22 protein-coding genes are annotated in these 22186 nt (G+C 55.0%); 9 read left to right on the top strand and 13 right to left on the bottom strand.

Features of this window, described 5'->3' with window-relative positions:
* The first annotated feature begins 10 nt into the window (after window positions 1-10).
* On the top strand, window positions 11-799 hold the full coding sequence (locus tag K3169_RS23530) for a PhzF family phenazine biosynthesis protein (protein ID WP_263268253.1): 789 nt from the start codon (window positions 11-13) through the stop codon (window positions 797-799).
* Here the strand turns inward: K3169_RS23530 and K3169_RS23525 are convergent.
* Both K3169_RS23525 and argF read right to left on the bottom strand, forming a co-directional pair.
* Entirely contained in the window at window positions 796-1869 is a 1074-nt protein-coding gene (locus tag K3169_RS23525) for an ABC transporter ATP-binding protein (RefSeq protein ID WP_231675441.1), read from the bottom strand. The two genes, K3169_RS23530 and K3169_RS23525, sit on opposite strands and share 4 nt — an antisense overlap.
* On the bottom strand, window positions 1866-2786 hold the full coding sequence (gene argF / locus K3169_RS23520; RefSeq protein WP_027900759.1) for an ornithine carbamoyltransferase: 921 nt from the start codon (window positions 2784-2786) through the stop codon (window positions 1866-1868). Before argF ends, K3169_RS23525 begins: the two co-directional genes overlap by 4 nt.
* A gap of 447 nt (window positions 2787-3233) precedes the next feature.
* Between argF and K3169_RS23515 the strand changes: the two genes are divergently transcribed.
* From K3169_RS23515 to grxD, 3 genes are all read left to right on the top strand, one after another.
* The gene (locus K3169_RS23515; RefSeq protein ID WP_027900758.1) at window positions 3234-3524 is read left to right on the top strand and encodes a hypothetical protein; all 291 of its coding nucleotides are present in this window, start codon (window positions 3234-3236) and stop codon (window positions 3522-3524) included.
* A gap of 135 nt (window positions 3525-3659) precedes the next feature.
* Window positions 3660-5768 carry a molybdopterin oxidoreductase family protein gene (locus K3169_RS23510; protein WP_263268249.1) on the top strand — a complete coding sequence of 703 codons (2109 nt, stop codon included), beginning with the start codon at window positions 3660-3662 and terminating at the stop codon, window positions 5766-5768.
* Window positions 5769-5867: 99 nt separating this feature from the next.
* A complete protein-coding gene (grxD, locus tag K3169_RS23505; protein WP_087269113.1) occupies window positions 5868-6209 on the top strand; it encodes a Grx4 family monothiol glutaredoxin in 342 nt (113 codons plus the stop codon).
* Window positions 6210-6588: 379 nt separating this feature from the next.
* On the opposite strand, the gene bfr is transcribed toward grxD, so the two are convergent.
* The 4 genes from bfr to pyrC all read right to left on the bottom strand — a co-directional run bounded on the left by bfr (window position 6589) and on the right by pyrC (window position 9484).
* Window positions 6589-7062 carry a bacterioferritin gene (gene bfr / locus K3169_RS23500; protein ID WP_027900754.1) on the bottom strand — a complete coding sequence of 158 codons (474 nt, stop codon included), beginning with the start codon at window positions 7060-7062 and terminating at the stop codon, window positions 6589-6591.
* Window positions 7063-7262: 200 nt separating this feature from the next.
* Window positions 7263-7481, bottom strand: coding sequence for a bacterioferritin-associated ferredoxin (locus K3169_RS23495; protein ID WP_032627525.1), 219 nt, complete (start codon window positions 7479-7481; stop codon window positions 7263-7265).
* A 288-nt stretch (window positions 7482-7769) separates the two neighbouring features.
* Entirely contained in the window at window positions 7770-8441 is a 672-nt protein-coding gene (gene rnt, locus K3169_RS23490; RefSeq protein ID WP_255881104.1) for a ribonuclease T, read from the bottom strand.
* A complete protein-coding gene (pyrC, locus tag K3169_RS23485; protein WP_027898438.1) occupies window positions 8438-9484 on the bottom strand; it encodes a dihydroorotase in 1047 nt (348 codons plus the stop codon). The genes rnt and pyrC overlap by 4 nt, the downstream gene beginning before the upstream one ends.
* A gap of 146 nt (window positions 9485-9630) precedes the next feature.
* Between pyrC and K3169_RS23480 the strand changes: the two genes are divergently transcribed.
* On the top strand, window positions 9631-10536 hold the full coding sequence (locus K3169_RS23480) for a flagellar protein MotY (RefSeq protein WP_027898439.1): 906 nt from the start codon (window positions 9631-9633) through the stop codon (window positions 10534-10536).
* A 132-nt stretch (window positions 10537-10668) separates the two neighbouring features.
* The gene (locus tag K3169_RS23475; protein WP_027898440.1) at window positions 10669-11886 is read left to right on the top strand and encodes an argininosuccinate synthase; all 1218 of its coding nucleotides are present in this window, start codon (window positions 10669-10671) and stop codon (window positions 11884-11886) included.
* Between the two features lie 378 nt (window positions 11887-12264).
* Here the strand turns inward: K3169_RS23475 and K3169_RS23470 are convergent, their stop codons facing one another.
* Both K3169_RS23470 and K3169_RS23465 read right to left on the bottom strand, forming a co-directional pair.
* Window positions 12265-12492 (bottom strand): hypothetical protein, encoded by a 228-nt coding sequence (locus K3169_RS23470; protein ID WP_122394860.1) that lies wholly within the window; start codon window positions 12490-12492, stop codon window positions 12265-12267.
* Window positions 12493-12621: 129 nt separating this feature from the next.
* Entirely contained in the window at window positions 12622-13149 is a 528-nt protein-coding gene (locus K3169_RS23465; protein ID WP_080237908.1) for a hypothetical protein, read from the bottom strand.
* A gap of 1247 nt (window positions 13150-14396) precedes the next feature.
* Here K3169_RS23465 and K3169_RS23460 point away from each other — a divergent pair.
* Window positions 14397-15023 carry a response regulator transcription factor gene (locus tag K3169_RS23460; protein WP_025261490.1) on the top strand — a complete coding sequence of 209 codons (627 nt, stop codon included), beginning with the start codon at window positions 14397-14399 and terminating at the stop codon, window positions 15021-15023.
* A gap of 121 nt (window positions 15024-15144) precedes the next feature.
* Here the strand turns inward: K3169_RS23460 and K3169_RS23455 are convergent, their stop codons facing one another.
* From K3169_RS23455 to metG, 4 genes are all read right to left on the bottom strand, one after another.
* Window positions 15145-15327: a PA3496 family putative envelope integrity protein gene (locus tag K3169_RS23455; protein WP_027898442.1), complete on the bottom strand. Its 183-nt coding sequence runs from the start codon at window positions 15325-15327 to the stop codon at window positions 15145-15147.
* A 105-nt stretch (window positions 15328-15432) separates the two neighbouring features.
* On the bottom strand, window positions 15433-16071 hold the full coding sequence (gene nth / locus K3169_RS23450) for an endonuclease III (protein ID WP_027898443.1): 639 nt from the start codon (window positions 16069-16071) through the stop codon (window positions 15433-15435).
* A complete protein-coding gene (gene rsxB, locus K3169_RS23445) occupies window positions 16068-17123 on the bottom strand; it encodes an electron transport complex subunit RsxB (protein ID WP_231675445.1) in 1056 nt (351 codons plus the stop codon). Before rsxB ends, nth begins: the two co-directional genes overlap by 4 nt.
* Before the next feature lie 312 nt (window positions 17124-17435).
* Window positions 17436-19484 carry a methionine--tRNA ligase gene (gene metG, locus K3169_RS23440; RefSeq protein WP_122807231.1) on the bottom strand — a complete coding sequence of 683 codons (2049 nt, stop codon included), beginning with the start codon at window positions 19482-19484 and terminating at the stop codon, window positions 17436-17438.
* A gap of 292 nt (window positions 19485-19776) precedes the next feature.
* Here metG and apbC point away from each other — a divergent pair, with 292 nt between their 5' ends.
* Window positions 19777-20871, top strand: coding sequence for an iron-sulfur cluster carrier protein ApbC (gene apbC, locus K3169_RS23435; protein ID WP_263268243.1), 1095 nt, complete (start codon window positions 19777-19779; stop codon window positions 20869-20871).
* Between the two features lie 140 nt (window positions 20872-21011).
* Here apbC and K3169_RS23430 read toward each other — a convergent pair whose 3' ends face one another.
* Window positions 21012-21221, bottom strand: coding sequence for a cold-shock protein (locus K3169_RS23430; RefSeq protein WP_002554837.1), 210 nt, complete (start codon window positions 21219-21221; stop codon window positions 21012-21014).
* 310 nt (window positions 21222-21531) lie between these two features.
* Here K3169_RS23430 and dcd point away from each other — a divergent pair, with 310 nt between their 5' ends.
* Window positions 21532-22098 (top strand): dCTP deaminase, encoded by a 567-nt coding sequence (dcd, locus tag K3169_RS23425; RefSeq protein ID WP_027898447.1) that lies wholly within the window; start codon window positions 21532-21534, stop codon window positions 22096-22098.
* The last annotated feature ends 88 nt before the right edge of the window (window positions 22099-22186 follow it).

The following is a 22186-nucleotide window of genomic DNA, read 5'->3' as shown; positions in this document are numbered from 1 at the left end:
AGCATCACTTATGTATCTCGAGTTTCATCAGGTCGACGCCTTCAGTGATCGTCCGTTCAGTGGCAATCCGGCGATGGTTTATCGCCTCGATGCATGGCTGGCTGATGAGTTGATGCAGCGCATTGCCGCTGAACACAATCTAGCGGAAACCGCGTTCGTTGTTCGCGAGGCGCTCGGTTGGCACATCCGCTGGTTCACGCCCAGGACTGAAGTCCCCTTGTGTGGGCATGCGACGCTGGCTGCTGCTCATGTGCTGTTTAATATTTTCAGCGAGCCTTCGGAGCAGCTCGATTTTTTCAGCAAGTCAGGTGCTCTGAGCGTCACGCGTGAGGAGGGGCTATTGCTGCTGGACTTCCCGGCGATGATTCCTCACGAGGTCGGCGTGACAATTGAGCTTGAGCGTGCCTTGGGCACCAGTATTGTTGATGCGCTGGGTTCGGCGGAGTTGATGGTGGTGCTTGAGTCCGAACAGGCAGTGCGTGAATGCACGCCTGACATGGCGGCGCTGGCACGGTTACCCTGGCCTGGTGTGATCGTGACCGCTAAGGGTGAGCATGCTGACTTCGTTTCGCGCTATTTCGCTCCGGCAATTGGCATTCCTGAAGACCCGGTCACCGGCTCGACCCACTGTGTATTGATTCCGTACTGGGCCGGTCGACTGGGCAAGGATGTGCTCAATGCCTACCAGTGTTCTGAACGTGGCGGGGCGTTGTTCTGTCGGCTGGAAGGGGATCGGGTGAAGATCGGCGGGCATGCCACGCTGGTGACCAGCGGGACGTTGATGGTGAGTCTGGGCTAAACCGCCTGCTGCACCGCCACACTACCTGCCGCCGGGAACAGCACCAGATGGTCGGCCGATACCCGAATGCCTACCTGCTCACCGGGTTGATAATCCGCATGGCTAGGGAAAACCGCTTCCAGTTGGCTGCCGGTAGGCAGTTGCAGGCGGTAAAGCGTCGCTGCGCCCTGAAACGTTTTGCTGGTGACGCGGGCGGCAAGAGTGCTATCGGCATCGAAGACGATGTCATCCGGTCGCAGCAATACGTCCACTGCGCTGCCTTTTGTGCCTGAGTAAGCGCGGTTGCCTTGCAGTACACCCAATTCGGTCTGAACGGATTGCGGGTCAATCATGACGCCGCGAATGAAATACCCCTGACCGATAAAGCTGGCGACGTAGGGCGTCAGCGGTTCGTGGTACAGGTTGTAGGGCGTGTCCCATTGTTCCAGACGACCTTCTTTGAAGACGCCTACATGATCGCTGACAGCGAAGGCTTCTTCCTGATCGTGTGTGACCAGTATTGCGCTGGTGCCTCGGGCCTTGAGGATGTCGCGAACCTCGTGACTGAGGCGGCGGCGAAGTTCGCCGTCCAGATTGGAAAACGGTTCGTCGAGCAGCAGCAGTTGCGGCTCTGGCGCCAACGCACGTGCCAGCGCAACGCGTTGCTGTTGGCCGCCGGACAATTCATGAGGCAGGCGTTTGCCTAAGGCGCCCAGATTGACCAGCTCCAATAGCTCGTCGGTCACTTGCTTGAGGCGTGGATGCTTGCGAATGCCAAAGGCGACATTCTCGGCAACGCTCAAGTGCGGGAAAAGCGCGTAATCCTGAAACACCATGCCGATCCGGCGTTTCTCAGGAGGCAGGGTAAAACCTGGCCTGGAGATGACTTCGCCAGCCAGAGTAATTTCCCCGGCGTGAACCGGCTCGAACCCGGCAATGGCGCGTAAAGTCGTGGTCTTGCCACAGCCCGATGAGCCCAGCAAGCAGCCGATATCCCCTGCGTTGAGGTGCAGGTTCAAATCCTGCACCACGCGTTGTTCCTGATATCCACAGGCCAGATTGCGCAGGTTCAGCAGCAGTGGCGAACTCATGCTGGCTGGCAGGCAGGCGCAACCAGAAACTCCAGCAGCGCCTTCTGTGCATGCAGGCGATTTTCAGCCTGGTCCCATGCCACAGAGCGAGGATCGTCAAGCAGGTCGACGCTGATTTCTTCGCCACGATGCGCTGGCAGGCAATGCATGAACAGCACGTCTTTGTCAGCGAGATCGAGCAGGGCGCGGGTGACCTGGAACGGGGTGAACAAGGCGATGCGCCTGGCGGTTTCTTCTTCCTGGCCCATGGAAGTCCAGACATCGGTGCTCACCAGATGCGCACCCGCCACTGCTGCACGCGGATCACGCAGCACAGTCACGCGATCACCAGCCAGCGCCAGAAATTCCGGATTTGGCTCATAGCCTTCAGGACAAGCCACGCGCAACTGGAAGTCGAACTGGATCGCGGCTTCTATATAGCTGTTGCACATGTTGTTGCCGTCGCCGATCCAGGCAACGGTCTTGCCTTTGATCGAGCCGCGATGCTCAAGGAAGGTCTGCATGTCGGCCAGCAACTGGCAGGGATGCAAGTCATCGGACAGGCCGTTGATGACAGGCACGCGGGAGTTGGCGGCGAACTCGGTCAGATTGCTATGGGCAAAGGTACGGATCATCACGGCATCGAGCATGCTCGAAAGCACTTTCGCGCAATCGGCAATCGGCTCGCCACGGCCCAATTGGGTGTCACGAGGGGACAAAAAGATGGCCTGACCGCCGAGCTGGATCATGCCGGCTTCGAACGAAACACGGGTACGAGTCGAAGATTTCTCGAAGATCATGCCCAGAACCCGACCTTTCAACGGTTCGAAAAGCACGCTTCGGTTTCGCAGGTCTTTGAGCTCTACGCCTCGACGGATCAAGCGCAGGAGTTCTTCTGGCTTGTAATCCATCATCGAGAGAAAGTGCCTGGCGTTCATTATTAACTACCTTTTTTGCAACAGACCGCAGATGCTCAAAGCCGGGTTTTATCGGGAAAACGGGCGAGACCTGCGGCGGAAGCCGCACGGGGCGACGAATAGGGAAGGCGCGATGGTATAAAAAAATGTCGCCTCTTACCAATAGGATGCTCATGTCCGAATGTTTTTTATTCGCAACACAGGCATTTTTTGCATTTAGAACTTGATGGCGCTCTCGAACCAGATAATGCTCTGGCTGGCGGCAACTGGCCATTTCTGGCAACCGAGGCAGGTATTTGTACACTGCCGCGATGTGACATTGCAATTGGTGCGATTTCTGCAACAGTTTTACTTTCGGACGGTCATATCGTTGGCTTATGCGATCTGCTTCACGCGGCGCACTGTTAGCCCGTTCCATAAATAATCGCCGTAGGTTATAACTGCGCATCGCGTATCAGGGGGTGGGGAATGGAATCTAAAGAAAAACAGTTGACGGAATTACTCGGGCTCACGGCTCGTACCCTTACGCACCTCACAGCTTCGATGACGTCCATGTCTTTCGAGCTGCTGCGCAGCAATGATGAAGTCACTCGGGCTGCCGGACGACACATGATCGACCGGATGGCGACAATCAGTTCCGGGCTTGATGAACACTGGCGTCTGATCGGCGAGTTGACCGGCGTTCATCTGGCTCAAGAGCAGATCGAAACGGTCCACGAAATCCAGCTGCAGCGCAAAATCACCCCTATCGGCGGTTGATCGTTTTTAGTCATCGGCCCGCCTGATGCCTGTCGATTCATGAGACGAACGTCTCTGGCGCAGTCGCAAGCCACGCCCCATAGTTTCGTTTGAGCGATCTCTTCAGGTCGTCCTGACAAAAATATGAGGCTGGCCATGACCAAGACCCTCCATCACCGTGCCTGCCATCTCTGCGAAGCCATCTGTGGCTTGAGCATCGAGACCACCACCAGTGCTGAAAATCAGGTGTCGATCACTTCGATCAAGGGCGATCCCCTGGACTCGTTCAGTCGCGGCCACATTTGCCCCAAGGCGGTGGCGCTGCAAGATATTCAGAATGACCCTGACCGATTACGCCAACCCATGCAGCGTTTGGGCGATCAGTGGCGGCCCATCGAGTGGCAGGCGGCATTTGATCTGGTCGCCGAGCGGTTGCTGGATATCCAGCAACGTTATGGGCAGAACGCCGTAGCGGTCTATCAGGGCAATCCGAGCGTACACAACTACGGGTTGATGACCCATAGCAATTACTTTCTGGGTTTGCTGAAAACCCGTAATCGCTACTCGGCGACCTCTGTCGACCAGCTTCCCCATCACCTGACCAGTTTCCTGATGTATGGCCACGGCTTGCTGCTGCCCATCGTCGATATCGATCACACCGGTTTCATGCTGATTCTGGGCGGGAACCCGCTGGCATCCAATGGCAGCATCATGACCGTGCCGGATGTCGAAAAACGTTTGAAGGCTATCCAGGCTCGCGGTGGAAAAGTCGTGGTGGTCGATCCTCGGCGCACTGAAACGGCTGCAATCGCCGATCAGCATATTTTTGTGCGACCGGGTGGCGATGCAGCCTTACTGTTTGGTCTGCTGAATACGTTGTTCGAGGAAGGCCTCACCCGCGACAGCCATTTGCCAGTGGACGGGCTGGATCTGGTGCGGGCCGCTATCGCTGATTTCAGTGCCGAAGCCATGAGTCTGCGATGTGGGGTACCGGCCGGGCAGATTCGCCAGCTGGCGCGAGACTTCGCCGCTGCTGACAAAGCTGCGTGTTATGGGCGAATGGGCATTTCCACTCAGGTGTTCGGCACGGTGTGTCATTGGCTGGTGCAGTTGATCAATCTGGTGACGGGCAATCTTGATCGGGTGGGCGGTGTGCTCTGTACCGAGCCAGCGGTGGATCTGGTGGGCGCAACGTCCGGCGGTCATTTCAATCAATGGCAAAGCAGGATTTCCGGGTTGCCGGAATATGCCGGTGAGCTGCCGGTCGCGGCATTGGCGGAAGAAATGCTCAATGAGGGGGAGGGGCAGATCAAGGCCCTGGTGACAGTCGCAGGCAACCCGGTGTTATCGACGCCCAATGGCCGCCAGCTTGATCAGGCGCTGGATGGTCTGGAGTTCATGCTCAGCATCGATCTTTACATCAACGAGACCACGCGCCATGCCGATCTGATTCTGCCTTCGACCTCGGCACTGGAAAATGACCACTACGACACGACGTTCAACACGTTTGCGGTGCGTAACGTTACGCGCTTCAATCGGGCCCTTCTGGCCAAACCCGAGGGGGCGCTGCACGACTGGGAAATCTTCGTCGGGCTGGCGAAAGCCTTTGCCGCAAGGGCGGGGCGAGAGTTGAAGCCGACGATGCCTCCGGCGCTGATGATTGATCGCGGTCTGCGTGCGGGTCTTTACGGTGATGGTTCGGATTACAAGCTTTCGCTGGACACCTTGCGGGAGCATCCTCATGGTCTGGACCTTGGCGCGTTGAAGCCCAATCTCGGCCCGCGTCTGAAGACCGCCAATGGCCGTATTCAGGCCGCGCCTGATGTTGTCCTGTCGGACCTCAAGCGGTTTGCGCGGGTCGACGCTCCGGCAGCGGGTGAGTTGTTACTGATCGGCCGCCGCCATGTACGCAGCAACAATTCGTGGATGCATAACTATCATCGGTTGGTTAAGGGCAAGCCTCGTCATCATCTGTTGATGCACCCTGATGACTTGGTCACTCGTGGCTTGAGCGACGGGCAGCAAGTACGCGTGAGTTCCCGGGTGGGCGTTATTGAGGTGCAGGTTTTAGCCAGTCTGGACATGATGCCGGGCGTAGTCAGCCTGCCTCATGGCTGGGGGCATGCCAAACCCGGTGTGCAGATGGACATTGCCGCGCAGCAGCCGGGGGAGAGTGCCAACGACCTGACCGATGAGCGAGAACTTGATAGCCTTTCCGGCAATGCGGTACTCAATGGCGTGAGCGTTCAGGTCGCTGCGGCATGATCGCCGGCGTAAGGTAAGGCTGAGCGTAGCGCTCGGGTTTCCGTTACAATGCGCCACCGTGTCGACAACTGAGTCGGAAAAGTTAAGCCGAGGTGCTCCATGGATATCATCGAAACGATCAAAGACCAGATTGCCAACAACACCATTCTGCTCTACATGAAAGGTGCTCCGAATGCCCCGCAGTGCGGCTTTTCGGCAAAGGCTTCCCAGGCGTTGATGGCATGTGGCGAAAAATTCGCTTATGTCGACATCCTGCAAAATCCTGAAATCCGCGCCAACCTGCCAAAGTACGCCAACTGGCCAACGTTCCCGCAACTGTGGGTGGCCGGTGAGTTGGTCGGCGGTAGCGATATCATCACGGAAATGCAGGCTGACGGCTCGCTGCAAGAGCTGGTGAAAGGCGCAGCAGCCAAGGCAGCTGCGGGTAATACCGAAGCCTGATAAGAGTCGCTCACCTGCAGGAGCCATCTTGTTGGCGAAGCGGTTGACCGGTTTGCAGATGTGTTGGCTGACCTGACGCCTCGCGAACAAGTTCGCGCCTACCGGTTGGTGTTCATACGGCACCAACGTAGCGACAAAGAAAAGCCCGCTTTCGAGAGAAGGCGGGCTTTTTCGTTAGCGTCACCTTGGCCGCTTACCTGTAGGAGCCATCTTGTTGGCGAAGCGGTTGACCGGTTTGCAGATGTGTTGGCTGACCTGACGCTTCGCGAACAAGTTCGCTCCTACCGGTTGGTCTGCATACGGCACCAACGTAGCGACAAAGAAAAGCCCCGCTTTCTCTCGAAAGCGGGGCTTTTTTGTTACCGGCAGACCAGATGGATCAGTCTTCGCCCATCTGCGATTGCAGGTAGTTCTCGATACCGATCTTCTCGATCAGGCCCAGTTGGGTTTCCAGCCAGTCGATATGTTCTTCCTCGGACTCGAGTATGTCTTCCAGCATTTCACGGCTACCAAAGTCACCGATGACTTCGCAGTGAGCAATGGCTGCTTTGAGATCAACCAGGCCTTTGTGTTCGATCTTCAGGTCGCACTCAAGCATTTCCTTGGTGTGTTCGCCGATCAGGATTTTGCCCAGCTCTTGCAGGTTAGGCAGGCCTTCCAGGAACAGGATGCGCTTGATGAGCTTGTCAGCGTGCTTCATCTCGTCGATGGATTCGCGATACTCGTGCTTGCCCAGCTTGTTCAGGCCCCAATCTTCATACATGCGGGCATGCAGGAAGTACTGATTGATCGCGACCAGCTCGTTTCCGAGGATCCTGTTGAGATGCTGGATGACTGTAATGTCGCCTTTCATTTTTGAGGTCCTGCCGATGGCTTGTATATATAAAGCGCGAGTTTGATCTGCGCGTATTAGTCTGTCAAACCTAAGTTATTGAATAATAAGTGAAATTAAATAGGAATAAGAATGTTTGTGTTCCGCATCTTGATGCTAAGCGTTTGAATTACAGGCATAAAAAAACCGGACACTAGGTCCGGTTCTTTGAAATAGGTCAATCAGGCGGGTGAAAATTCTGCTGGATAAGCTAACGCCGCTTGGCTGGTTTGCAGCTCGGTAAGGGTATCGCGTACCACTTCTTTGGCTAAACAGGCGCATTTGCCACATTTGGTGGCAACACCCAGTGTTTCACGGACGTCTTTGTAACTGCAGCAACCCTCGAATATTGCATCTCGGATTTGACCGTCGGTAACACCTTGGCAGAGGCAGACATACATAAATGAGAACCATCGCTGTAATTTCTCGTTGCCGGGGATACTAATGTTAATGAGAATGCTTGTCAAAACTCATTGAGAAGGTTTCTCTCTGTACCGACGAGTGGTGAAATTACATCAGGTGAGGGTCGCATTAGTGGTCTGTGAGGGGGGATGACAGTGGGATTTGTTGTGGCCTGTTAAAAGCATTCGCGGGCAAGCGCGCTCCTACAGCTGAAACGCGATCCAACTGTAGGAGCGCGCTTGCCCGCGATAACATCAGCTCAGTCACAACAGAATTGCAGTTGTTAATCAGTCGCCGAAATCTTCCCAGCCACCCATCTGCTTCCAGCGATTGACGATGCCGCAGAACAGCTCGGCGGTTTTCTCGGTGTCGTAACGCGCTGAGTGCGCTTCACGGCCGTCGAAGTCGATACCGGCTGCCTGACAGGCCTTGGCAAGAACGGTCTGGCCGTAGGCAAGCCCGGCCAGCGTCGCGGTGTCGAAGCTGGAGAAGGGGTGGAACGGGTTACGCTTCATGTCGAGCCGCGCAACCGCCGCGTTCAGAAAGCCCAGGTCGAAGCTGGCGTTGTGGCCGACCAGCACCGCACGCTTGCATCCATTGGCCTTCAGTGCCTTGCGAACACCACGGAAGATGTCATTCAGCGCGGTTTCTTCACTGACGGCCATACGCAATGGATGATCGAGTTTGATACCGGTGAACTCAAGGGCGGCGGCCTCGATGTTGGCGCCCTCGAACGGTTCTACGCGGAAGAAGTGCGTGTGCTCCGGGAACACAAATCCGTCTTCGTCCATGCCGATGGTCACTGCCGCAATTTCCAGCAGGGCGTCGGTAGCGCAATTGAAGCCACCGGTCTCTACATCGATGACAACAGGCAGGTAGCCGCGAAAACGGGCTGCCATGGGGTGGCGCGAACCGCCGCTCTGACCTTCCTGTTCGTCGTCGAAATGATCTTCACTCACGCGTGTTTCTCCAGCAGACGCCAGCGCAGTTTTTCACCGGCGCGCAGCGGTATTACGGACAGCTCGCCAAACGGCAGACTGGTGGGCGCGGTCCATTCTTCACGGACCAGCGTAATAGTGTCCTGAGGCGCAGGCAGGCCGTAGAACGCCGGACCGTGGAGGCTGGCGAACCCTTCCAGTTTGTCCAGTGCATTACGTTGCTCGAAAGCCTCAGCGTACATCTCGATCGCTGCATAGGCGGTGTAGCAGCCTGCACAGCCGCAAGCGTTTTCCTTGGCATGCTGGGCATGCGGCGCCGAATCGGTGCCGAGGAAGAACTTCGTGCTTCCACCGGTAGCTGCATCAAGCAGCGCGGTCTGGTGCGTATTGCGCTTCAGAATCGGCAGGCAATAGAAGTGCGGACGAATCCCGCCCACCAGCATGTGGTTGCGGTTATAGAGCAAGTGATGCGCAGTAATCGTGGCGCCGACATTGGCCGAAGCCTGATTGACGAACTGCACAGCCTCAGCGGTGGTGATGTGTTCAAACACCACTTTGAGTGTCGGGAAGCGTTCAACGACACGCGTCAGGTGTTCATCAATGAAGATTTTCTCGCGATCAAAGACGTCGATGTCGCTACGGGTCACTTCTCCGTGTACCAGAAGCGGCATGCCGACTTCGGCCATTGCTTCGAGAACAGGGAAAATCTTGTCGATGCTGGTCACACCCGAATCGGAGTTGGTGGTCGCTCCGGCCGGGTACAACTTGGCAGCATGGATAAAGCCGGTGGCTTTGGCCGTGCGGATGTCTTCCGGCTGTGTCAGGTCGGTCAGGTAAAGCACCATCAGCGGTTCGAACGGGCTGCCGGCAGGGCGAGCCGCCAGGATGCGCTGACGATAAGCGTCGGCCTCCTGAGCATTGCGAACGGGCGGTACCAGGTTAGGCATGATGATTGCGCGGCCAAAAGTGCGCGCAACGTCAGCAACGGTGTGGGGCAAAACAGCTCCATCGCGGAGGTGTATGTGCCAGTCGTCGGGACGCAAAAGGGTCAGGAGGTCGGACATTGGGGATTCCAGGCGGGTCAAACTCGCTGGGAATGCTACCGGAAAAGACTCTCTCAGGCACCCGCTATCAAGTTTTGTAGGAAGTTACCGATAGCCCGTTGTAGGAAGTCTTTTTGTTATGCAGTCATTTTTTAGTGGAGCCTCCCGTGCGCCAGCGATATCTAGCCCTGCTCAGCGTGTTCGCCAGCTTCCCGGCCATGGCAATGACTTTCCAGACCCGTCTGGAAAGTATTGAGTGGAAAGTGGAAGGCGATCAGTTCGAGTGTCGCCTCAGCCAGCCCATCACCGATTTCGGTGCGGGTGAGTTCGTGCGTCGTGCAGGTGAGCAGGCCACATTCCGGATCAAGTCGGCCGGCGGCATGGCGGGCGGCGGCTCGGCGACCCTTTTGGCCGCGGCTGCGCCATGGCAGCCGGGGCGCGGCGATATCAATCTGGGTTCAGTCAAAGTCAATAATGGTGAATTTCCGTTCAGCAGTTCGCAGGTACAGGCCAGTCGGCTGATCAGCGGTCTGATGGAAGGTCGCAGTCCGGTCATCCGCCATTACTCCCGTGATGCTGCTGGTACCACCGAAGTGCGCCTGCTACCGGTCAAATTCAATAAAGCCTTCAGCGATTATCAGCAGTGCGTCACCAAACTGCTGCCGATGAACTACGACCAGGTCAAGCAGGGCGAAGTCGGTTTCCCGGGCGGAGGCATCGATCTTGATGCGCAAGCCAAGGCTCGCTTGCAAACCATCGTGGCCTATCTCAAAGCCGATCCGACGGTTAATCACGTCGAACTGGACGGACATTCAGATAACAGTGGCAATCGCCTGACCAATCGTGACTTGTCCCGGCGTCGCGCCCTGGCTGTCATGGATTTTCTGAAGGCTCAAGGCATTCCCGAAGAGCAGATTACTCTGCGTTTCCACGGCGAACGCTATCCGCTGGTGCCTAATACCAACAACGCCAACCGTGCGCGCAACCGTCGCGTAAACATCCATCTGGAGCGTATTGCGCCGGATGAAAGACCCGCTCCTGTTGCGTTGAACACGGCTCCCGCGAAAATCTGACGACGACTCGCCACTCGTCGCCAGATCGACATAATCTGTCGCTTCATCGTCAGAAGCTGTCGCGCTACTGTAAATCACGCCGTTTGAGCGGTAGAATCACCGGTTTTCCGTACAACCCGGTGGAGTGATGGCATGGCGGACGTAAACAAGGTAGTTCTCGCGTATTCCGGTGGCCTGGATACTTCGGTAATCCTCAAGTGGCTGCAAGATACGTATAACTGCGAAGTAGTGACCTTTACCGCTGACCTGGGTCAGGGCGAAGAAGTCGAACCCGCACGCGCCAAGGCAAAAGCCATGGGCGTCAAAGAAATCTACATCGATGACCTGCGCGAAGAGTTCGTGCGTGATTTCGTGTTCCCGATGTTCCGCGCCAACACCGTCTACGAAGGCGAGTACCTGCTCGGTACCTCTATCGCTCGTCCGCTGATTGCGAAGCGCCTGATCGAAATCGCCAACGAAACCGGCGCTGACGCCATTTCCCACGGCGCTACCGGTAAAGGTAACGACCAGGTTCGTTTCGAACTGGGTGCATACGCACTGAAGCCTGGCGTGAAAGTCATTGCCCCATGGCGCGAGTGGGACCTGTTGTCCCGCGAGAAGCTGATGGACTACGCCGAGAAGCACGCGATCCCGATCGAGCGTCACGGCAAGAAGAAGTCTCCATACTCCATGGATGCCAACCTGCTGCACATCTCCTATGAAGGCGGCGTGCTGGAAGACACCTGGACCGAGCACGAAGAAGACATGTGGCGTTGGACCGTGTCCCCGGAGAAGGCTCCGGACACCCCACAATATCTGGAGCTGACTTACCGCAACGGCGACATCGTCGCGCTGGACGGCGTTGAGATGACGCCTGCCACTGTGTTGGCAACGCTCAACCGTATCGGTGGCGAGCACGGTATCGGTCGTCTGGACATCGTCGAGAACCGTTACGTGGGTATGAAATCCCGCGGCTGCTACGAGACGCCAGGCGGCACTATCATGCTGCGCGCTCACCGTGCCATCGAGTCGATCACTCTGGACCGCGAAGTGGCTCATCTCAAAGATGAGTTGATGCCCAAGTACGCGAGCCTGATCTACACCGGTTACTGGTGGAGCCCTGAGCGTCAGATGTTGCAGCAGATGATTGACGCGTCGCAGGCTCACGTGAATGGCGTGGTGCGCCTCAAGCTCTACAAAGGCAACGTGATCGTGACCGGTCGCAAGTCTGATGAGTCCCTGTTTGATGCCAATATCGCGACCTTCGAAGAAGATGGTGGCGCTTATAACCAGGCAGATGCTGCAGGCTTCATCAAGCTCAATGCGCTGCGCATGCGTATTGCAGCGAACAAGGGCCGTAAACTGTTTTAACGACGTGTCCTGAAATGAAGATGCAGCACCTTTGGGGTGCTGCATCTGAAAATGACTGAGACTTGCGAGATGCTGCCTGCGCGGCGGCTCTTGCAGTCTGTTCAGTTACCTTTGCGGCGTCCAAAGTTGCCGTTCAATGTGCTGCCGTGGTGCCTAAGGGGCGGGGATAAATCTGCCCGCGTTCAGTTGTGACGTTTCAGGGCGTCATGATTTTTCCGAATTTTTATTCTCCCTGTAAATTCTATATCTAACGTGTTTGCCAGATCGTTACGCCTGCATGAGCGTGTCTTCACGCTGAGCGTCTTTGTGCGCTTTAACAAGGTGGCGAGGAGGGGCGGACATACACTGGGTTTTCCGAAAGCCTTGATAGCGACCAGGCTATTTATCTGATGGATCGACTGGAGGATAAAGAACCCGGCTGTTGAAATTGAGCGTGAGGAAAAATAACACAACCAGTGCAGAGGGAAACGCAATAAGAAACCATATATAAATCTGACGGTTTTCTTCATCAAGATGAGGGAGTACCGTTGTCGCTGATGCTTCACACAAGGCAGCGAACATCGCGATGATGCTGATCGGGTTGATAAGGCGTGGTAGTAGTTTCATGGTGTTTTCTCAAATAAGACCTTAATGGAGAAAGAGGGTGTAGGTTCGGTGAACTTCAAAAGATGTGCACGCTTACCTGAACCGTGTATGAGTTTTCTTTGTTTTTTCAGTTTTCTTTTTTAAACCATTCTAAGGGGAGGGGTCGCCCTCGTTTATCTTGAATTCGAATCGATACGCTTTTCCTATGTTCCATACCTGGCGAACGCTCAAGCCCAGAATGTTGGCAATCTCGGGTGCGGAGTATCCAAGGCTTGAGTAATGCATTGCATGCCCCGCCACAGTATCGTCAATATCTGACGTTTCAGACCGATGTGCTCTACCGGTTTCGCTGACCGGGCGGCTGAATGCGATTTTTACACCGTGCTCCGCGGCCAGTTGTTTGATATCTCTCTTGTTCATTCTCAGCGAGTATTGCAGTGCGTTAATTCCGGCGCCTTTCGCCACTAGCGCTTTGAGGGTTTGCAACTTTTCAGGGTTATCAACGGCTGCAATTTCAGGTGCTGGTTTTGCACTGGAGGTACCCAGTGTGGCTGCCTGATGTGCAGCTTGCGAGACGATGTCAATAACGCCGCCCTGGGCTACAAAGTGTTCAACAGCTGCCGCAAGATCCAGAGAGTCTGCCTCTTGAGGGCAGGCACCGGAGATTTTGTTGTTCATGATATATCCCTTTTTGAACATGGTTGTACACAGGGCCCATTCAAAAAAGAATCGTCGGTCCATATCAGGGCGCGGTCAGCGGAGGCTGTTCGGATGGGGCATGTTCGTGCTGCCCGAATCCCTTCGGCTCTCTAGTGAGGGAGAGTCCATTTAAAGCAACGCTTTTTTGATGGGTCAAATTGGCATCATTTGTTAAGTGGGTTTCATGTAGTCCTGCATGTTTTATCTGTGATTAGTGGAAGGGTTCTTGAAAAAGTAACGACTGGTAATAAAATTTGCAAGTAAAAAAGCTTTCGCTAGAGGGATTGATTTATAAGGCAATTGATTTTCTTACATGGTGATTTTCAACGTCTGTTAGTGTTGTAGTACATTTCCTCTTTGGTGAGGGTATATGGATTTGCATGGGGATATAGTATTAGCTTTCAGCCGGTTGGCTGCCTGAGGTCGGTCTCCGTCAGAAAAGTCATGCATTATTTTTGGAAATTTCTTATGAGGTAGAGGTTGTCCGATTTTATGGCTTGTGCGGTGCATGAATACCGCACAATTAAATGAGCAAGGAGGCCATTCTTGCTTGAATCCTCAGTCGTTTCCGAAATCTAAGTAGGAATTTTCGTAAAATATATATATTTACAAAATTGCTGCTGCAAAGTGTGTATTTTTTAAACGTCGCAGAGGCTGATGGCCTGAAATATTCTGTTGGCACAACCGTGACGCTTAATGTGGCGGTGTTCTGACATATTGAACCTCGCCGCCGAAGCACAGGGCCAGTGTCTCAGAAATGTAACAGTGTGTTTGTGCTCGTGAGGTCCGGAAAATTTGAGGACGTGTGAAGGGAATATGAAAGCACCGTTTCTGGTGATGGCTTGAAGCTACCTAGACTGAGTGCTCGACCTGTTGTCACGGATGTCGATAGCTTGAAGATCCACTAGGTCGGTGTAATGCATGTTTATTAGTCCAAAGGGATATTTGAAAAATGCTTGACCTGAACATAATAATTCTATTAGTTGAGCCACGCCCCATTATCTTGACTTTGTACAAATCAGTTAATTTCTCTTTTTCAGCGCAGGCAGACTTGTGATGGCCTCTTATGTAGCGTCATTTAGACTGATATTTGTAGGAGTATTCTGCGCTAATTGTGGGAATGGTCTTTGGCTGTCAGTCCCAAGGGGGGCGCGCCATGCAAAGCACTAAACGACTAAGCTATTGTGCTCACTCTGAAAATTCGAAAAGCGAAAATTGGACTGCCCATGAATAAAGTGCTGATCGTGGACGATCATCCCGTCATTCGCCTTGCTGTTCGTATGCTGATGGAGCGCCATGGCTATGAGGTTATTGCGGAGACGGATAATGGAGTGGATGCCCTGCAACTGGCTCGTGAGCATTTGCCCGATATCGTGATTCTCGACATAGGCATTCCAAAACTCGATGGCCTTGAAGTCATCGCCCGTCTGTCTGCCATGACGCTGCCGTTCAAGGTGCTGATCCTGACCTCGCAGGCTCCTGGGCATTTCTCCATGCGCTGCATGCAGGCCGGGGCCGCCGGATATGTCTGCAAGCAGCAGGACCTCACCGAGCTGTTGAGTGCCATCAAGGCCGTATTATCGGGCTACAGTTATTTCCCCAACCAGGCCCTGCATACTGTTCGCTCAAGCATGGGCAACGCCAGCGAAGCTGACATGGTTGATCGTCTGTCTGGCCGGGAAATGATGGTGCTGCAGCAATTGGCGCGAGGTAAAACCAATAAGGAAATTGCAGATGGAATGTTTTTGAGTAACAAAACAGTCAGTACCTATAAGACTCGACTGTTGCTTAAGCTCAATGCTCATTCGTTGGTCGATCTCATCGAGCTTGCCCAACGTAATGGTCTGGTCTGAGGAGATCTGGTGATTTTTACCAGAGGGAAATCATGATATGCGCTGCAGCTTTTGGCGCTGAGCGCTAAAGCCTCTCGCACATGAGAGGCTTTGAATAGGCAGGTGAAGCGGGGGGCAGCGATCAAAGATCGTAATCGTAATCAGCCAGTTGCTTTTGCAGGCGTCTTTCTTCAAGCATGTTGTCGATCGTGCGCCGTTTGCTGAGATTGGTCTTGGCAGGTTCAACAGGTGCGGGCTCTGCATCATCTGATTCAACTGCAATGAAGTCGTCGTCTACGTCCAATTGCTCTTTGTCAGTACTCATAAGGTGACTCCAGACTTGTGCTGTCGTTGGCGCACCTTATAGCGAGTATCTGCGAGCGGGTAAAAAAGATTTTTTCAATCGATCAGTCGTTTGAGGCCCTATCGCTCAATCGTCCGAGGTCTTGTGCTTGTAATCGCACAGGTCTTCGATCATGCAACTGCCGCAACGTGGCTTGCGAGCCTGGCACACATAGCGGCCAAGCAGGATCAGCCAGTGGTGGGCGTCCAGCAAATAATCCTTGGGTACAAACTTCATCAGTTGCTTTTCTACCTCAACCACATTTTTTCCTGGAGCAATGCCGGTACGATTGCTGACACGAAATATGTGGGTGTCTACCGCCATGGCTATCTGGCGGAATGCAGTATTGAGCACCACATTGGCTGTCTTGCGTCCCACGCCGGGCAGGGCTTCAAGTGCTTCGCGTGTCTGCGGCACTTCTCCACCGTGCAACTCCATAATCATTCGGCATGTTTCTATAACGTTTTTCGCCTTGCTGTTATAGAGGCCGATGGTTTTTATGTACTCGGACAAGCCTTCAACACCCAGCTCATAGATTGCCTGTGGCGTATTGGCGACAGGATAAAGCCGGGCGGTGGCCTTGTTCACGCTGACATCGGTCGCCTGCGCCGAAAGGATCACAGAAATGAGCAGTTCAAATGGCGTGGTGTATGCCAGCTCGGTCTTTGGATCCGGGTTGTCTTCGTGAAGGCGACGAAAGATTTCCAGGCGTTTTGCAGCGTTCATGAACCGGGATTTTCCTTGGGGGCGATAGCTTGCGGATTGGCTGACAGATTCTGCTCTGCGACCTCAAGGGCGCGTTCGGCATGTTGAAGCTCAGTTGTCAGGCTCGCGATCTGTTCTGACGAGGCCTCGGTTGCTTGCGCTTTTTTCAATGCCGCGCGGGCCATGGCCAGCTGAATTTTTGCACGTTTGACGCTGCTGTTGTCCATCCGCGGAGTCGGTGTTGCGACTGGGCCGGGTTGCGCGGACTGAAGGCTCTCAAGGGCTTGTTCGGCCGTTTCGTATTCCTGCTGCAATTGAACCAGACGTGCTGCCTGCTCGGCGATGGGCGGGTGACCGAATGCCTTCAGGGACTTATTGAGCTGGGCCCTGCTCATCGTCACGTTGATGCGTGCTTTTTTCAATGCATCGTCGTCGACGGCAACGCTTTGCGCGCCTGTGCGCTCAGTTGGTGATTGCGCGGTTGAGCGAGGGGGGGCAGGTGCTGCTGCGGCCCTTTGCGCGCGCGCAACTCGCTCAGCGTGCCGACGCTCTTCTTCGCGTCGCAGTCGCGCGTTGCGGGACTCGAAGCGACGTCGTGCATGGTTTCGCTTTTGGCTACGATTCTGTTGCTCAGTCATAGTCGCGGCATACCCGCTGACGATAGGAGTGACGTTAGAAGGCAGCGGCAGCAGGTCGATACAATCCACCGGGCAGGGGGCGATACACAGGTCGCAGCCGGTACACTCATCGACGATCACGGTGTGCATGAACTTTGCCGCGCCGACGATAGCGTCGACCGGGCAGGCCTGAATGCACTTGGTGCAGCCAATACATTCGGCCTCCCGAATAAACGCGACCTGTGCTGGCGCAGAACCCCGCTCCGGATCGACGCGCAGCGCTGGAACGCTGAGTAACTGCGCCAGGGCAGCAACGGTCTCATCGCCACCCGGCGGACATTTGTTGATTGCTTCGCCTTGGGCTATTCCTTCTGCATAGGGCTTGCAGCCGGGATGTCCGCATTTTCCGCATTGGGTCTGGGGGAGCAGGGCGTCGATGCTTTGAATGAGGTTCATGGTTTTGCCGGGTTGCGAGCGTGTGATGGGTGTTGCAAAGGGTGGATATGATCGGCGTTCGCATGTCCTGAAGGTGTTTGTGCGCCGAACAGAGATTCTGTGGGAGATTCTATGTTGGCCTGCAAGCACAAATCTGTGGGAGCGAATTCATTCGCGAAGGGGCCGGTCCATTCGATGTATCTGTATCTTCAGGAATGACGCCTTCGCGAATGAATTCGCTCCCACAAGGAGATATGGTTCGACCAAGCGTCTGTGATAAAGCAAAAAACCCGATAGTAGCGCGGGGCGCTGCTATCGGGCCAGTTCGCAACTTTACTTGATGCGTTGACCTGGTTTGGCACCGCTATCAGGGCTGAGCAAGTAGATTTCTTCGCCACCCGGGCCTGCGGCCATCACCATGCCTTCCGAAATACCGAAACGCATTTTTCGCGGCTTGAGGTTGGCGATCATCATGGTCAGGCGGCCCTCTAGCTCGGACGGGTTCGGGTAGGCACTTTTGATGCCCGAGAACACGTTGCGCTGTTCATCACCGATATCCAGAGTCAGACGCAGCAGTTTGTCTGCCCCTTCAACATGCTCGGCCTTGAGGATCAGGGCGACTCGCAGGTCCACAGCTGCAAAGGTATCGAAATCGATCTCGGCAGACAGTGGGTCCTTGGCGAGTTCGCCATTCCCCTCGGGCGCAGCACCGGTATCGGTTGCGCTGGCCGTCAGGTCTTCTTTCGAAGCTGCGGTCATGGCTTCAACCTTGGCCGGGTCGATGCGGCTCATCAGGGCCTGGAACGGGTTGAGCTGATGATTGCTCAGCAGCGTCTTGTGATCATCCCAGGTCAGTGGCGCAACGTTGAGGAATTTCTCGGCGTCGGCAGCCAGCAGTGGCAATACCGGTTTGAGGAAAATCACCAGTTGCCGGAACAGGTTGATGCCCAGTGCGCAGACCGCCTGTACTTCATCCTGTTTACCTTCCTGTTTGGCCAGCGACCAGGGAGCCTTGTCAGCGATATAGGCGTTGGCGCGGTCCGCCAGCCCCATGATTTCCCGCATTGCTCTGGCGAAGTCGCGTGCTTCATAGGCTTCTGCGATACCAGGTGCTGCAGCCAGAAACGCGTCGGTCAGTTCCGGAGCCGCATTTTCAGCCACCATCACACCGGCATTGCCTTTGTGAATGAAGCCCGCGCAACGACTGGCAATGTTCACGACCTTGCCGATCAGGTCCGAGTTGACCTTCTGCACGAAGTCGTCGAGGTTCAGGTCGAGGTCGTCCACACCCTTGCCCAGTTTGGCTGCGTAGTAATAGCGCAGGTATTCCGGTGACAGCTGATCCAGGTAGGTGCGTGCCTTGATAAACGTACCGCGTGATTTCGACATCTTTTGACCGTTGACGGTCAGGTAGCCGTGCACATTGATACCGGTTGGCTTGCGCAGGCCTGCACCTTCGAGCATTGCTGGCCAGAACAGGGCGTGGAAGTTGACGATGTCCTTGCCGATGAAGTGATACAGCTCGGTCGTCGAATCCTTGGTCCAGAAAGCATCGAAATCCAGATCAGGACGGCGTGCACACAGGTTCTTGAAGCTGGCCATGTAGCCGACAGGAGCGTCCAGCCACACGTAAAAATATTTGCCCGGCTCGTCAGGGATTTCGAAGCCGAAGTAAGGCGCATCGCGGGAGATATCCCACTGCTGCAGGCCGGCATCCAGCCATTCGGCGATCTTGTTTGCCACGGCATCCTGCAGGGTGCCGCTGCGTGTCCAGCTTTTGAGCATGGCGTCAAAAGCTGGCAGGTCAAAGAAGAAATGCTTCGAGTCTTTCAGGACAGGCGTAGCGCCGGAAATCGCCGATTTCGGGTCTTTCAGGTCGGTTGGCGCGTAGGTCGCACCGCACTTTTCGCAGTTGTCGCCGTACTGATCTTCAGTGCCGCATTTCGGGCAGGTGCCCTTGATGAAGCGGTCGGCCAGGAACATTTTCTTTTCCGGGTCGAAATACTGGGTGATCGAGCGGGTAGCGATATGCCCGGCATCGCGCAGACGGGTGTAGATCATGCTCGACAGCTCGCGGTTTTCATCCGAGTGCGTCGAGTGGAAATTGTCGAAGTCCACCAGGAAATCACTGAAGTCGGCGCTGTGTTCCGCCTTGACGTTGTCGATCAGTTGTTCCGGGGTGATGCCTTCCTTTTCCGCGCGCAGCATGATTGCCGAACCGTGAGCGTCGTCCGCGCAGACATAGATGCATTGGTTGCCGCGGTGCTTCTGGAAGCGCACCCACATATCGGTCTGGATGTACTCAAGCATATGGCCAAGATGGATCGAACCATTGGCATAGGGCAGGGCGCTGGTAACGAGGATCTTGCGTGGCTCGGACATGGGGCTCGGCTACTTGAAGTGAAACGGAGGTCGGCCACTATAAAGGTCTGAGTGATTTTTTTCATCCTGTGCTGACTGTAGGAATGTGCGTGGTTAATCGTTGGGCATTGCCTGTAGGAGCGCGCTTCCCCGCGATTGCGGTATTTCAGTCGAAATATTACCGCCCGGTCTCACGCTATCGCGGGCAAGCGCGCTCCTACGGGAATGATGATTCCAGCGAAACCATGCCGGTGGCACGCAGAAGCGTTAGGATAGCCGCCTGTTTTAGTCTGTCTTTATTCGGGAGTAGCCCATGAGCGCTGTTAATCGCGCAGCGGTGGAAGCCGTTCTTCGCCAATATACCGATCCTTATTTGAATCAGGACCCCGTGACCGCCGGGTGTGTGCGTGCCATTGAGATCCGCGGCGAGTGCGTCAGTGTGCAGCTCGAGCTGGGTTACGCGGCCGGTCTGTTCAAGAGTGGCTGGGCGCAGATGCTGCAAATCGCCATTGAGGGTCTGGAGGGGGTGACCTCGGCCAAAGTGGACATCACCTGTGTCATCGAGCCGCACAAGGCTCAAGGGCAGATTCCCGGTCTGGCGAATGTGAAGAATATTGTTGCCGTAGCATCCGGCAAAGGCGGCGTGGGCAAATCCACCACGGCGGCCAATCTGGCATTGGCGTTGTCTCGCGAAGGCGCGCGGGTCGGTATTCTGGATGCTGACATCTACGGTCCGAGTCAGGGCGTGATGTTCGGCATCGCTGAAGGCACACGGCCTAAAATCAAGGATCAGAAATGGTTCGTGCCCATCGAGGCCCATGGTGTCGAGGTGATGTCCATGGCCTTTCTGACCGATGACAACACGCCGATGGTCTGGCGCGGCCCGATGGTTTCCGGTGCACTGCTGCAGTTGATTACGCAAACGGCATGGAATGATCTGGATTACCTGGTCATCGATATGCCGCCGGGTACGGGTGATATCCAGCTGACGCTGGCGCAGAAAGTCCCGGTCGCAGGTGCGGTGATCGTCACGACGCCTCAGGATCTGGCGCTGCTCGATGCGAAAAAAGGCGTCGAGATGTTCCGCAAGGTCAACATTCCAGTGCTGGGTGTCGTGGAAAACATGGCCGTACACATTTGCTCGAACTGCGGTCACGCGGAGCATTTGTTCGGTGAGGGCGGTGGCGAGAAGTTGGCCTCGCAGTACGACGTCGAACTGCTGGCTTCGTTGCCATTGTCGATGCTGATTCGCGAGCAGGCCGATGGTGGTAAGCCGACCGTGATGGCTGAGCCCGAAAGTCAGATTGCGATGGTGTATCAGGAGCTGGCGCGGCACGTGGGTGCCCGGATCGTGCTGCAGGAAGCAGCTAGCCCGGCGATGCCGAGTATTTCTGTTAGCGACGATTAAAAGCTGCAGACCTGTGGGAGCGAATTCATTCGCGAAGGGGTCATTACGCTCCCACAGGTTCGGTGGCAATGCCGTAAGTATTTTCTACAGGCATAAAAAAACCCCGCCGAAGCGGGGTTCTTTAAGCGAATAAGTACAAGTTAGATAACTTGAACTTCTTCAGCTTGCATGCCTTTCTGACCGCGGGTAGCGATGAAAGAGACCTGTTGGCCTTCTTTCAGGCTTTTGAAGCCGTCAGATTGGATAGCTTTGAAGTGCACGAACAGGTCGTCACCGGATTGTGGAGTGATGAAGCCGAAGCCTTTTTCATCGTTGAACCACTTAACGGTACCAGTTTGGCGATTAGACATGGTGTATCTCCTTGGACAAAGTTAACTGCGACTCAGGAAGTGCCCTGGCCGAGACTGAGTGCAAAGAGCAGGAAAAATTCTTGGAGATGGTTGGATCGAAATTCAACATCGTGTAGAGATTCTCAGTGACACAAGCAACACAGTGACGCCACCTTAACGCTTTTTTTTGAGCATGCCAACCGTCAATTGAGGATTATTTCCATTCATGGGAAAAAGCATTGGCTTGCAGGCTGCTACAAGCTTTGAACCCAAAGCCGTGGCCCGGTAAGATGCCGGACATGTTTTTTCACCCAGCTATCAGGACATCGCCATGAGCATCAAATCGGACAAGTGGATTCGCCGCATGGCGCAGGAGCAGGGCATGATCGAGCCCTTCGTCGAGCGCCAGATGCGTGGCGAAGGCGCCAGTCGTCTCATCTCTTATGGCGTTTCCAGCTATGGCTACGATGTGCGCTGTGCAGATGAATTCAAGATTTTCACCAACATCAATTCTGCAATCGTTGACCCGAAAAACTTCGATGAAGGCAGCTTTGTCGACGTGAAAAGCGATGTTTGCATCATCCCGCCTAACTCTTTTGCTCTGGCGCGCACCGTCGAATACTTCCGTATTCCACGTAACGTGCTGACCATCTGTCTGGGTAAAAGCACTTATGCGCGTTGCGGCATCATCGTGAACGTGACGCCGCTTGAGCCGGAATGGGAAGGTCATGTGACCCTGGAGTTCTCCAACACCACTACATTGCCTGCGAAAATCTACGCCAACGAGGGTGTGGCGCAGATGCTGTTCCTCGAGTCCGACGAAGAGTGTGAAGTGTCTTACAAGGATCGTGGCGGCAAATATCAAGGGCAGCGCGGCGTTACCTTGCCTCGCGCTTAACTGATATTTGTGACCGTTAAGCCTGGCGAAATTGAATTAGTCCTCAAATCGGCACTCTATTGACTGAATCGCTTCTTCTCACACTGCG

Origin of the sequence: Pseudomonas phytophila (genome assembly GCF_025643095.1) — a bacterium.
GTDB classification, from domain to species: domain Bacteria; phylum Pseudomonadota; class Gammaproteobacteria; order Pseudomonadales; family Pseudomonadaceae; genus Aquipseudomonas; species Aquipseudomonas quasicaspiana.
The sequence above is the reverse complement of the archived record's forward strand: the minus strand, read 5'-3'. Positions and strand labels throughout refer to the sequence as shown.